Below are 12,991 nucleotides of genomic sequence, written 5' to 3'. Positions count from 1 at the left end.
ATCGTGATCAGCGTTTCCGAGCATCGAGACGCGTTCCTCGCGGCGGCGGCCGGCGCGGCCGCGGTCGCCGGGTCGTACCTCGTCACGGGGTGGACGCCGTCGTTCGTCGTCCGGCCGATCGACCAGGCGCTCGTCAACCTGACCCCCGGCCCGATCGTGACGACCGCGATCGAGACCCTCGGCGACGCGGGACACCTGATCCACATCGCGATGGCGGTCGCGGTCGCGGCCGGGCTGTTCGCCGCGGTCGCGTTCGCGGGCCTCCGGGTCGCCGCGCGCACCGAGCGGCGGGCCGCGGGCGTCGCCGTCGCCGGCGTCGGGTCGTGGCTGCTCGCCGCGGGGCTGACCGGCGTCTCGACCGGGGCGCTGGGCGCGGCGCTCCCCGCGGCGACGGTCGTCGGAGTCGGGTGGCTCCCCTCGTCCGCGACGCCGTCCGGAGACGATCCCGCCGCCGCGAGGAACTCGTCGGCGGTCGTCGACGCGGTGCGCCGTCGGACTCTCGGGGTCGTCGCCGGGGCGCTCGGGTTCGTCGGCGCGGCCGCGGCGGCGCGACGGGCGCTCGCGTCGGGCGACGACCCGCTCCCCGACGCGCCGCGGTCCGAGGGCGCGGCCGCGCGGCTCGGGGAACTGGAGACGGCGGCGCTGTCGGTCGAGAGCGACGACCTCCACGGGATGGTGAGTCCGATCGGCGAGTTCTACAACGTCGACATCGCGGAGTTCGACCCGGAGGTCACCGCCGGGGAGTGGTCGCTGACGTTCACCGGCGAGACGGGGTCCGACCGGACGGTCGACTTCGACGAACTGATCGACCGCCCGGTCGAACACCGGGCGATAACGCTCCGCTGCGTCGGGGAGGACCTGAACGGGCCGAAGCTGGACAACGCCGTCTGGACGGGGACCCCGATCCGGCCGCTGCTGGAGTCCATCGACCCGCAGGGCGAGTGCGACTGCGCGATGCTGCGGGGCGAGGACGGGTACTACGTCCAGTTCCCGGTCGACGTGCTCGCCGACGGCTTCCTCGCGTGGGGGATGAACGGGAAGGAGCTGCCGTCCGGCCACGGCCACCCGGTCCGGGTGCTGATCCCGGGTCACTGGGGCGAAACGAACGTGAAGTGGCTCTCCGAGATCGAGCTGTTAAGCGTCGAGGACGACGGCTACTGGGAGGAGCGCGGCTGGGAGGGGACCGGCGAGGTGAAGACGGTCGCCAAGCTCTGGGACGAGGGGATCACGGAGCTCGGCGACGGGCGGATCGAACTCGCCGGCCACGCCTACGCGGGGACCCGCGGGATCGACCGCGTCGAGGTGTCGACCGACGGCGGCGACACGTGGACCGACGCCGACCTCTCCGAGGCGCTCCCCGACGCCGACGTCTGGCGGCAGTGGCGACACGTCTTCGAGCCCGACGGGGAACGCGAGGTCGTCGTCCGCGCGGTCGACGGCGAGGGGACGCTCCAGACCGAAGATCCCACGGGGTCGGTTCCGGACGGCGCGGCGGGGTGGGTGCGCCGGACGGTCGGCTGACGTGGCCGTCCCGGTCCGGCCGCCACCGACCCCGAGCGCGGACGAAACGGCTCACGAGAGCTGTTCGCCGACGATCCGGTCCGCCTCGGCGAGGAACGCGTCGCGCTCGCCGGTCGGGATCGTCGCGCCCGCGGCGACGTCGTGGCCGCCGCCGTCGCCGCCGACCGACTGGCTCGCCTCGCGCATCACCGTCGAGAGGTCGAGGCCCCGCCGGACGAGCGCGTGCGACCCGCGCGAGGACACCTTCAGCTCCCCGGCGCTCTTCTCGGCGAAGGCGATCACGGGCTTCGAGCGGTCGACGGCAGGCGAGCCGACCGCCATCCCGGCGACGATGCCGACGATGGTCTCGCGGATGCGCGACCCGGCGTCGAACCACTGGAGGTGCTCCTCGTGGGTGACGCCCTCGTTTTTGACCCACTGGAGCCCCTCCGAGAGGTTCCGGCGGTGGGTCCGGAGGAGCCGCCGGGCCTCCGCGAGCGCGTCGCCGCGGTCGCCGAGACACACCGCGAGGCCGACGTCGCCGCGCTCGTAGCGGGCGGTCGCGTTGAGCAGCGTGGAGAACTCGCTCACGTCGCGGAGTTCGGTGCCGACCTCCTCGTCGACGAGCGTGTACGCCGTGCCGACGAGCGCCTCGATGCGGTCCGAGGGGACGCCAGAGGCGACCGCCCGGCGCATCAGCGCGGAGGCGACCGCCCGGCGCTCGTCGGCGTCGAGGTCGACCCAGCGCCGCCACTCCCCGTCGCGTTTCACGTCGACGTCGAGGTCGGTGAGGAAGGAGATCGCCCCCGACTCGTCGTTGGTGATCCCGGGGATCTTCACGTCGGAGGCGTACTCCAGGAACTTCGGGAGCGGTCGGGTCTGTCTGCCGTACAGGTCGAGGTCGGTCCGCGCGTCAAGGACGCCCGCGTCGACGCCGTCGGCGACGACCGCCTCGTTGGCACCGACGAGGCCGTCGGTCGAGTCCTGCATGTCGCCGACCGCGCCGACGACCGCGAGGCCGGCGAGGTCGCGGTTGTCGCCGTCGGGCCCCTCCAGCGCGCGGGCGAGCAGGTAGCTCGCGCCGGCCCCGGAGAGCTCGCTCGCGCCGTCGATCCCCTCCAGCAGCGGGTTGAGGTGGTACCGCGTGTCGCGGTCGGCGGGCTGGTGGTGGTCGGCGATGACGGGGACGAAGTCCCCGGCCGCCTCGTGGTCGGCGATGATGTCCAACTGGCCGGAGCCGAAGTCGGTGAACAGCACCACGTCGTACTCGCGGGCCGCGATCCCCGCGATCGACTCCTCGTCCAGCTGCTTCTCGAAGACGACCTCGTGGTCGATGCCGGCCCGAGCGAGCGCGGTGGACGCGATCGCGGCGCTCGTGATCCCGTCGGCGTCGATGTGGGAGGCCAGGAGGACCCGACCGGCCTCGCGCAGTCGGTCGGCGCAGTCGGTCGCGCGGTCGGCGAGGTCGGGGACTGGGGCGGCGACTGCCATTACGACCGGTTGGTGCCCGATCGGTCATAAACGCACGCTTCGGCGGGACGGGAGCGCCGCGGGCGGCGGAGCGGGGCCGCGGACCCCGTCGAAGGGGCATCAATTGCCGTAACTGACGGTTATAGAAGTACGTAGACGTATGAGCAACAAACATGACACGTGGGTTTTCCACCCGGAGTCTCCACGCCGGAGCCGAGCCCGACTCGGCCACCGGTGCCCGCGCCACGCCGATCCACCAGACGACCTCGTACGTCTTCGACGACGCGGACACGGCGGCGGAGCTGTACGCGCTCCGGGCGGAGGGCCACATCTACTCCCGGCTGTCGAACCCGACGGTGAACGTCTTAGAGGACCGGCTGGCGGACCTCTCGGGCGGGGCGGACGCGGTCGCGACCGGCTCGGGGATGGCCGCGTTCGACGCGATCACGACGGTCCTCGCGAGCGCGGGCGACAACGTCGTCGCCAGCTCGGAGATGTACGGCGGCACCGCCGCGTACCTCACCAGCATCGCGGACCGCCGGGGGATCGAGGCGCGGCTGGTCGACATGCTCGACTACGAGGCGTACGCGGACGCGATCGACGACGACACCGCGTTCGTCCACGTGGAGACGATCGCGAACCCCTCGCTCGTCACGCCCGACTTCGAGCGGCTCGCCGACATCGCCCACGACCGCGCGGTCCCGCTCGTCGTCGACAACACGTTCGCGACCCCGTACCTCTGCCGGCCGTTCGAGCACGGCGCTGACATCACGTGGGAGTCGACGACGAAGTGGATCACGGGCAACGGCACCACCGTCGGCGGGGTCGTCGTCGACGGCGGGCGGTTCCCGTGGGACCACCCGGACGCCGACTACGACGAACTCGACGGCGAGTCGCCCGCGTACCCGATCGACTTCGTCGAGCAGTTCGGCGACGCCGCGTTCGCCAACGTCGCCCGCCAGCGCGGGGTGCGGCCGACCGGCGGCCAGCAGTCGCCCTTCGACGCGTGGCAGACGATCCAGGGCCTCAACACCCTCCCGCTGCGGATGGAGCGGCACTGCGAGAACGCGCGGCGGGTGGCCGAGTTCCTCCGCGACGACGACCGCGTCGACTGGGTGTCGTACCCGGGGTTCGAGGACCACGAGAGCCACGGCAACGCCGCCGAGTACCTCGACGGCTTCGGCGGGATGGTCACCTTCGGCGTCGACGGCGGCTACGAGGCCGCGAAGACGTTCTGCGAGTCGGTCGACCTGACGAGTTTCCTCGCGAACATCGGCGACGCGAAGACCCTCGTCATCCACCCGGCCTCCACGACGCACGCGCAGATGGACGCGGATCAACAGCGGCTCGCGGGCGTCTACCCCGAGATGCTCCGGCTCTCGGTCGGCATCGAGGACGCCGAGGACGTAATCCACGACCTCGACGCGGGACTGGCCGCGGGCGAGCGCGCCGCGACGGGAGAGGCCGGGGAGGGAGGGGGGAATCGATGAGCGCCGTCCCGACCGACCACGGCGTCGCCTCGCTCGGCGAGTTCACCTTCGAGTGCGGGCAGTCGGTGCCCGACTTCGAGGTCGCCTACGAGACCCACGGCGAGTTCGACGGCGACAACGTCGTGCTGGTCTGTCACGCGCTCACCGGCAGCCAGAACGTCGCGCGGTCGCCCGCACCGGAACGCGACGCGGACACCGCCGGGGCCGGGCAGGCCGGACAGGCCCGCGCGTGGTGGGACGACGTGGTCGGACCGGGGAAGGCCATCGACACGACGGAGTACTACGTCGTCTGCGCGAACGTCCCCGGCTCCTGTTACGGGACGACCGGCCCGGCCAGCGAGCGGCCCGCGGACCTCGACCTCCGGGAGGAGCCCGACCACGACCGGTGGGGGACCGCGTTCCCGCCGGTCCAGGTCGAGGACTGGGCGCGGGCGCAGCGGCGGCTGCTCGACCACCTCGGCGTCGGGCGGCTCCGGGCGGTCGTCGGCGGCAGCGTCGGCGGGATGAACGCCCTGGAGTGGGCGAAGCGGTACCCCGACGACGTCGACCGCGTGGTGGCCATCGCGACCGCCGGACGGCTCGACGCGCAGTGTCTCGCGCTCGACGCGGTCGCGCGGCGGGCGATCCGCGCGGACGAGTACTGGAACGGCGGCGACTACTACGGCGACGACCGGCCGGACCCGACGGAGGGGCTCGCCATCGCGCGCCAGATCGGTCACGTCATGTACCTCTCGAAGGCGTCGATGGAGCGGAAGTTCGGGCGGCGCTCGGCGGGCCGCGACTCGCTCACGCGCGAGGACGGCGACCTCGGGCTCCCGCCGGAGCCGACGGCCGGCTTCTTCCCGTACCGCGAGGTCGAGTCGTACCTCGACTACCAGGCCGAGGGGTTCGGCGACCGCTTCGACGCGAACAGCTACCTCTACCTGACGCGCGCGATGGACGAGTACGACCTCGCCGCGGGCCACGGCACCGACGCCGACGCGCTCGCCGCGTTCGAGGGCGAGGCGCTGCTCGTGAGCTTCACCGCCGACTGGCACTTCACCGTCGAGCAGTCGGCCTCCCTCGCCGACGCCTTCGACGAGGCCGAGGCCCCGGCCGCACACCACGTGATCGACTCCGACCACGGCCACGACGCGTTCCTCGTCGAACCCGAACGCGTCGGCCCGCCGGTCCGGGACTTTCTCGCGGACGGCGTCGACGGGCGGGCGGTCTCCGACGAGGGGAGCGACGACGGCGACGACCGCCCGGACCGCGGCGACGCCGACCACGCCCCCGTCCACGCGAGCCTGTTCAAGGGATAGCGAAGCGTCGTTCGAGGGAACGGGAGTATAGCGGTGGCGCGTGCCTGCGAGCTGCGCGGAGCGCCGCGAGTCAGCACGGGCGACAGCGTGGCGCGACGTGCCACGGGCAGTCGGGCGAAGCCCGGTTGCCAGAGGGACCGTGTCCCTCGCTGCCAGAGAATCTCCGATTCTCGCTGGAGTCGGCGGTCCGAAGCGAAGCGGAGGACCGCCGACGAGGCTGGGGAGGCGTGAGGCTGTGCGGGGCTTCGACGGGTTCGCTCACGAGTCGACCTCAACGAGGCCAGTCGCGGATAGCCGGGCGATTGGATCTTCGGCGGCGAGTGTCGATTAACATCGCTCAGGCCGCAGGAACCGAATATTCCGAGTGAATCGCTGGAAGCCGCGGCCCCGAAGGACCATCCCGATCAATCATGACAACGTTCATAGTTCCCGACCACGTGGTGTGAGAGGTATGCCAGGCGGACACGCTCAGACCCTGCGACCGTTCATGTGGCGCGCAGAACGACTGTACCCGGACACCGAGATCGTCTCGCGCACCCACGAGGGGCGCACGCGGCACACGTACGCCGAGTACGCCGACCGAACCGCGCGGCTCGCGAACGCCTTGGACGCTCACGGGATCGAGCGCGGCGACCGGGTAGCGACGTTCTGCTGGAACAACACGCGGCACTTCGAGACGTACTTCGGCGTCCCGAACACCGGCGCGCAGCTCCACACGATCAACCCGCTGCTGCCCGACGAACACATCCAGTACATCGTCGACGACGCGGACGACGAGATCATCTTCGTCGACCCGTCGCTGGCGGAGAAGATCGCGGGCGCGGCGGAGGGCGCGGAGGAGTTCGAGGGGGTCGACTTCGTCGCGATGGGATCGGAGGGGATCGACGCGCTCGACGCGCCCGCCTACGAGGAGTTCATCGCGGACCACTCGACCGAGTACGACTGGCCCGACCTCGACGGCGACCAGCCCGCCGGCCTCTGTTACACCTCCGGCACGACGGGGAAGCCGAAGGGGGTCGAGTACACCCAGTCGATGCTGTGGAGCCACACGATGGCCTCCCAGACGCCGCAGGGGATCCCGATGGAGGACTCCGACGTGGTCATGCCCGTCGTCCCCATGTTCCACGTCAACGCGTGGGGGATGCCGTTCACGGCGACCGCCGCGGGCGCGAAGCACGTCTATCCCGGTCCCTCGCCGGATCCGGCCGACCTCGCGGCGCTGATCGAGGAGGAGGGCGTCACCGTCTCCGCGGGCGTCCCGACGGTGTGGCTCGGGCTCCGCGAGTACATCGAGGAGGGTAACGAGGTGGACCTCTCGACGCTCGACACCGTGATCATCGGCGGCGCGGCCGCGCCGAAGGCGCTGGTCGAGTGGTACGACGAGCGCGACGTCGAGGTGCTCCACGCGTGGGGCATGACGGAGCTGTCGCCGATCGGCACCGTCTCGCACCTCAAGGACGACCTCCGCGACGCCGACTACGAGACGCAGGTGAACAAGCGCTCGAAGCAGGGGCTCGTCGCGCCGGGGCTGGAGTTCGAGGTCATCGACGAGGACGGCGAGGAGATCCCGTGGGACGGCGAGGCGTTCGGCGAACTGCGCATCCGCGGGCCGTGGGTCACGAAGGAGTACTTCAAGCGCCCCGAGGCCAACGAGGAGGAGTTCGTCGACGGCTGGCTGAAGACCGGCGACGTTGTCACCGTCGACGAGGACGGCTACATGCAGCTCGTCGACCGGACGAAAGACGTGATCAAGTCGGGCGGGGAGTGGATCTCCAGCGTCGAGTTGGAGAACGCGATCATGGCGTACGACGGCGTCAGCGAGGCGGCCGTGGTGGGCGTACCCCACGAGCGCTGGCAGGAGCGCCCCGTGGCGTTCGTCGTCGTGGCCGAGGGCGTCGACCGCGAGGAGCTCGTCGACCGGATCGAGTCCGGCCTCCGCGAGGAGTACCCCAAGTGGTGGCTGCCGGACGCGGTGGAGTTCATCGACGAGGTGCCGAAGACCGCCACCGGGAAGTTCTCGAAGAAGGACCTCCGCGAGCAGTACGGCGACCAGTCGCTCGTCGAGGGCGCGGTCCCCGAGGACGACGCGCCCGACGCCGAGTGACGGCGTCGTAGCCCGGATTCTGCGGGCCCGGTCGTCGCAGCCGCTTTTCAGTCGTCGCAGCCGCTTTTCAGTCGTCGCAGCCGCTTTTCAGTCGTCGCAGCCGCTTTTCAGTCGTCGCAGCCGCTTTTCAGTCGTCGCAGCCGCTTTTCAGTCGTCGCGGTCGCCGACGACCCACTTGTGCGAGTAGCTCTCGCCGCAGGTACAGTGGGCGTACGCGTGGACCACGTCGCCCTCGGCGTAGAGCCCGCCGACCTCCTCGTTTTGCGCCTCCGCGAACGCGAAGACGAACCGGATCCCGTGGTCGTCGTCGGGGTTCTCCGCGGCGAAGGGACACGCCCCGTCGTCGAGCGAGCGCGCGATCTCGCCTTCGGCCCCCATCGCCGTCTTCGCGAACTCCATCGCGCCCATGCCCGTACCGGCCTGGAACGCGGACCGGCCGGTCTCGCCGTCGAGGATCAGCCGGACGCCGCCGTCGACCTCGGTGCCGACGCTCCGGAGCCGGGAGTCGTCGTCGAGGTACGCGTCGCTCACGTAGAAGACCACGTCGTCGAGCCGCTCGCCCGCGAGGAACTCGTCGAGGTTGCTCATGCCGGCCGGAGGCGCGTGAGCGGTAAAAGGCGTGCGAGTCGCGGCCGAGGGCGCGGGTCGCGGCGCGGCGAAGGGAGGTCGTTCCGCGCCGACCGATGCTAAATCGTGTAGAATAGGGGTAAGCGTTAATACGTACCACGGAGATCCGTCGCGTGATGAGCGCGCAGACACGATCCGGCGACCGGCTCGCGGAGTGGGCGCAGCTGGTCGACGAGGACGTCCCGGAGGAATTCCGAGAGGAGCGCTCCGGGGACAGATAACTTTCACCCCGCTTCGCGAAGGCTTTAGGCCGAAGGCGGCGAAGCACCGGCGATGGCGACCGAAGCCGCCGGGATCGACCGAGACCTGCTCGTCGACGGGTTCCTACAGCGACGCCGTTACCAGCTCCAGCTGGCTGACGCCGCCGCCGACGAACACACCCTCGTCTGTCTCCCGACCGGCCTCGGCAAGACGACGGTCAGCCTGCTCGTCACCGCGGAACGGCTCCACGAGGCGGGCGGGAAGGCGCTCTTTTTGGCCCCCACGAAACCCCTCGTCCAGCAGCACGCGGACTTCTACCGCGAGGCGCTCTCGATCCCCGACGACGAGGTCGTCGTGTTCACGGGCGACGTGAAGCCCGACGACCGCGCGGCGCTGTGGGACGACGCCCGGATCGTGATCGCGACCCCGCAGGTGGTCGAGAACGACCTCGTCGGCAACCGGATCTCGCTGCGGGACGTGACCCACCTCACGTTCGACGAGTGCCACCGCGCGACCGGCGACTACGCGTACGTGTACATCGCGGAGCGCTACCACGCCGACGCGGCCGACCCGCTCGTCACCGGGATGTCGGCCTCGCCCGGCGGCGACACCGAGGAGATCGAGACGGTCTGTGAGAACCTCGGGCTGGTCAACGTCGAGGTGATGACCGAGGAGGACGCCGACGTCGACGAGTACACCCACGACACCGACGTCCAGTGGGAGCAGGTCACCCTCCCGGACGAGGTGCTCGCGATCCGCGACGCGCTCAACGAGGTGATCACCGACCGGCTGGAGAAGCTCAAGTCGCTCGGCGTGACGAACACGACGAACCCCGACCTGTCACAGAAGGACCTCAACGCGATGCGGGGGAAGCTGAAGAAGATGATGGACAACGACCAGTCGGACGGGTACAAGGGGATGTCCACCCACGCCGAGGTGATGAAGCTCCGGCGCGCGACCGAACTGGTCGAGACGCAGTCGGTCGAGTCCGTCCGGCGCTACTTCGAGCGCCAGCGCGAGGCCGCCAGGTCGTCGGGCGCGTCGAAGGCGAGCCAGCGGATGGTCGCGGACCCGAAGGTGCGCGAGGCGATGCGGAAGGCGGAGTCGTTCGACGGCCTCCACCCGAAGTTCTCGAAGGCCCGGATCCTGCTCGCGGAGACGCTCGGGATCAACGAGGGCGAGCGCGCCATCCTGTTCACCGAGTCCCGCGACACCGCGGAGGCGCTCGTGGAGTTCCTCTCCGCGAGCTTCGACGTGCGGAAGTTCGTCGGGCAGGGCGACAAGGACGGCTCCGACGGGATGAGCCAGAAACAGCAGCAGGAGACGCTCGACGAGTTCAAGGCCGGCGAGTTCGAGGTGCTCGTCTCCACGAGCGTCGCCGAGGAGGGGCTGGACGTGCCCGAGGTCGATCTGGTCTGCTTCTACGAACCGGTCCCGACCGCGATCCGCTCGATCCAGCGCAAGGGGCGGACCGGCCGGCAGGCCGAGGGGAAGGTGGTCGTCCTGATGGCCGAGGACACCCGCGACGAGGCGTTCTTCTGGATCTCGCGCCGCCGCGAGAAGGAGATGGCGAGCCAGCTCGCCGAGCTGAAGGAGGCGACCGACGACATCGAGGAGACCGTCGGCGACGACGGGCAGGCCGGCCTCGACGCGTTCTCCGGGGGATCCGACGGCGAGGGCGACGACGCGGACGCCGAAGTCGACGAGGGGGCGGACGACGCGGGCGAGGAGTCCGGCGGCGACGGGGAGACCGACGCCGGACTCACGGACTTCGCGGCCGAAGCCCGGGACGGAGCGGAAGGCGACGGCGAGGAGACCGCCGAGGAGGAGACCGGCGAAGACGACGATAATGACGACGACGGCGTCGTCGCGACCGCGGGCGTCGACGACGGGGTCGAGGTCGTCGTCGACCAGCGCGAGCTCGACTCCTCGATCGCGAAGGACCTCTCGACGCGCGACGGGCTCGTCACGCGGCTGGAGACGCTCGCGGTCGGCGACTACGTGCTCTCCGACCGGGTCGCCGTCGAGCGGAAGTCCGCGGCCGACTTCGTCGACTCCATGCTCGATTCCGACCGCTCGATGTTCGAGCAGGTCGGCGAGCTCTCGCGGGCGTACGCCCGCCCCGTGATGGTCGTCGAGGGGACGAACCTCTACGGGCAGCGCGACATCGACCCCAACGCGATCCGCGGCGCGCTCGCGTCGCTCGCGGTCGACTTCGACGTGAGCGTCCTCCGGACTGAGGGCGAGGAGGACACCACCGAACTGCTCGCGACGGTCGCGAAACGGGAACAGGAGACGCGCGACCGCGAGGTGAGCGTCCACGGCGAGAAGACGACGAAGACCCGCGCCGAACAGCAGGAGTACGTCGTCTCCTCCATCGCCGACATCGGCCCGGTCACCGCGCGCACCCTGCTCGAACACTTCGGCACGGTCGAGGCCGTGATGACCGCGCCCGAGGACGACCTGCTGGAGGTCGACGGCGTCGGCCCGGTGACCGCGGAGCGCATCCGCGAAGTCGTCGGGAGCGAGTACGAGTAACATCGGACGACGAGCGCGTCGACCGGCGAAACAATATTGTATACAGATGTGTATACGGAACTGTATGAGCAAGAGTATCCGCGTCGACGAGGAGACACACGCCGCGCTCGCGTCGCTCAAGGGAGACGACGAGACGTTCGACGAGCTGTTGACGCGGCTGCTCCGCGAACGTCGTGAAAACGTCCGCTCGGGTGCTGGCCTGTGGGAAGGGACCGACGCGGCGGAACGTGCGCGAGCTAAGCGTCGAGAGATGAAACGCGGGGTCGACTCGCGGTGACGCTGTACGACAGTAGCGTCCTCATTGACTACCTCGCGGGACGTGACGCTGCGGTCGAATACGTCGAGTTACACGCCGACGAGCGGGCGGTCGCCCCGCCGCTGGTACTGTTCGAGGTGTATCAAGGAGAAGTTTTCAAGACGGGCGAGACGGATCTCGACGCAATCGACGAGGCGTTGACCTGGATCGACGTGATCGAGATGTCGGCGGCGAGCGCTCGGGCGGCGGCGACCCTTCAAGACGAACTGCGAGCGACGGGCGAGCCGCTCGCCGCCCGTGACGCGTACATCGCCGGCGTCGCCGCGCTTCGGGGCGAACGACTCGCAGTGGCCGACGCCGACTTCGACGTGGACGGGATCACGGATCGACTCATCGTCGACTTTGTCTGAATCGATCAGTCGAACCCGCTCACCAGCGTCACGACCCACTGGCCGAGGTCGTACTCCGCCCGCACCTCGACGCGCGTCACCCACTTCACCCACTGGAAGCCGCGCCGGTCGGGAGCGACGAGACGGGCGGGCGCGCCGTGGCCGTGCGAGAGCGGTTCGCCCCCGACGCGCGTGGCGAGCAGGGCGTCCTCGGCTTCGTCGATCGGGAGGCTCCAGCGGTAGCCCGTGACCGAGGTGAACCGGACGTAGGCCGCGTCGTCACCGAGTTCGCCGGCCGCGTCCAGCAGGTCGCCGACGCGGATCCCGCCCCATTTCTGGACCGTGTACCAGCCGCTCGTACAGTCGAGCAGCGCCTCCGTCTCGTGGCCGGCGGCGAGGTCGTCGACCGTCAGTTCGGCGGGGTCGGAGACGAGCCCCCCGACCGTCAGCCGGTAGTCGTCGCGGTCGATCGGGGCGGGGTCGTCAGCGACCCACGAGGTGATCGGGAAGGCGGCGTTGCCCGCCCCCTCGCGGGGCTGTGAGCCGGTGAACCGGCGGTCGGCCCCCGCGGTGTCGAGCGCGTCGTTCGCGGCCTGCTGAAGCCGGTAGGCCGCGCCGCCGGCCGCGAGCAGCGCGAAGTAGCTAACTGCGGTCCGTCGCCGCTCGAAATCGACGCGGCGCGGGAGCCGGAACCGGGTCGCCGCGTGCGCGGCCACGAGCGGGACCAGAGCGAGCCCGAAGCCGACGTGAACTGAGAGCAGCGTCCAGTACGAGAGCCGTACGTCGACGCCGAACACCCACGCGACGCCGGTCCCGATCGCGCCGACGGCGGCGACGAGCGTGAGGACGGAGAGCGCGGTCGAGCGTCTCCAGAGGCCGGGGTCCGTGAGGCGGCGGCGGACCCGGGCGAGCTTCCACGCGAGCAGCGCGACGATACCGACCCCGAGCGCGCGGTGGAGCCAGAACAGCGGCCAGCCCTCGGGAACGCCGACCGTGAACGAGACCAGCCCCGTGAGCGCCTCGGCGACGACGAACGCGAACAGCGACCAGTCGACCGCCCGCGGCGGCGGCTCCAGCCGGTCGAGCGCGGCGCGGAGTCGGTCCGTCGCAGCCAT

Annotated in this window: 10 protein-coding genes; 7 read left to right on the top strand and 3 right to left on the bottom strand. The window is 70.7% G+C overall.

What is annotated here, in order from left to right; genetic code table 11:
- Nucleotides 1-3: 3 nt before the first annotated feature.
- A complete protein-coding gene (locus tag NAF06_RS06840) occupies nt 4-1,521 on the top strand; it encodes a molybdopterin-dependent oxidoreductase (protein ID WP_008585059.1) in 1,518 nt (505 codons plus the stop codon).
- Nucleotides 1,522-1,572: 51 nt separating this feature from the next.
- Here the strand turns inward: NAF06_RS06840 and recJ are convergent, their stop codons facing one another.
- Complete coding sequence (gene recJ / locus NAF06_RS06835) at nt 1,573-2,991, bottom strand: RecJ family nuclease (RefSeq protein WP_008585060.1); 1,419 nt, start codon at nt 2,989-2,991, stop codon at nt 1,573-1,575.
- 152 nt (nt 2,992-3,143) lie between these two features.
- Between recJ and NAF06_RS06830 the strand changes: the two genes are divergently transcribed.
- The 3 genes from NAF06_RS06830 (at nt 3,144) to NAF06_RS06820 (ending at nt 7,865) form a co-directional block, all read left to right on the top strand.
- Nucleotides 3,144-4,460, top strand: coding sequence for an O-acetylhomoserine aminocarboxypropyltransferase/cysteine synthase family protein (locus tag NAF06_RS06830; protein WP_008585062.1), 1,317 nt, complete (start codon nt 3,144-3,146; stop codon nt 4,458-4,460).
- The gene (gene metX, locus NAF06_RS06825) at nt 4,457-5,761 is read left to right on the top strand and encodes a homoserine O-acetyltransferase MetX (protein ID WP_008585064.1); all 1,305 of its coding nucleotides are present in this window, start codon (nt 4,457-4,459) and stop codon (nt 5,759-5,761) included. Before NAF06_RS06830 ends, metX begins: the two co-directional genes overlap by 4 nt.
- A gap of 451 nt (nt 5,762-6,212) precedes the next feature.
- Entirely contained in the window at nt 6,213-7,865 is a 1,653-nt protein-coding gene (locus NAF06_RS06820) for a long-chain fatty acid--CoA ligase (protein WP_008585066.1), read from the top strand.
- 147 nt (nt 7,866-8,012) lie between these two features.
- Here NAF06_RS06820 and NAF06_RS06815 read toward each other — a convergent pair whose 3' ends face one another.
- On the bottom strand, nt 8,013-8,453 hold the full coding sequence (locus NAF06_RS06815) for a DUF5807 family protein (protein ID WP_008585068.1): 441 nt from the start codon (nt 8,451-8,453) through the stop codon (nt 8,013-8,015).
- A gap of 312 nt (nt 8,454-8,765) precedes the next feature.
- Here NAF06_RS06815 and NAF06_RS06810 point away from each other — a divergent pair, with 312 nt between their 5' ends.
- The 3 genes from NAF06_RS06810 to NAF06_RS06800 all read left to right on the top strand — a co-directional run bounded on the left by NAF06_RS06810 (nt 8,766) and on the right by NAF06_RS06800 (nt 11,897).
- A complete protein-coding gene (locus tag NAF06_RS06810) occupies nt 8,766-11,231 on the top strand; it encodes a DEAD/DEAH box helicase (RefSeq protein ID WP_008585071.1) in 2,466 nt (821 codons plus the stop codon).
- Nucleotides 11,232-11,295: 64 nt separating this feature from the next.
- Nucleotides 11,296-11,508, top strand: coding sequence for a DUF7557 family protein (locus NAF06_RS06805; RefSeq protein WP_048077898.1), 213 nt, complete (start codon nt 11,296-11,298; stop codon nt 11,506-11,508).
- On the top strand, nt 11,505-11,897 hold the full coding sequence (locus NAF06_RS06800; RefSeq protein ID WP_008585075.1) for a PIN domain-containing protein: 393 nt from the start codon (nt 11,505-11,507) through the stop codon (nt 11,895-11,897). Before NAF06_RS06805 ends, NAF06_RS06800 begins: the two co-directional genes overlap by 4 nt.
- Before the next feature lie 5 nt (nt 11,898-11,902).
- Here NAF06_RS06800 and NAF06_RS06795 read toward each other — a convergent pair whose 3' ends face one another.
- Entirely contained in the window at nt 11,903-12,991 is a 1,089-nt protein-coding gene (locus NAF06_RS06795; RefSeq protein ID WP_008585076.1) for a molybdopterin-dependent oxidoreductase, read from the bottom strand.

Origin of the sequence: Halorubrum hochsteinianum (assembly GCF_023702125.1) — an archaeon.
Taxonomy (GTDB): Archaea; Halobacteriota; Halobacteria; order Halobacteriales; family Haloferacaceae; genus Halorubrum; species Halorubrum hochsteinianum.
This window is presented reverse-complemented; position numbering and strand designations above follow the sequence as displayed.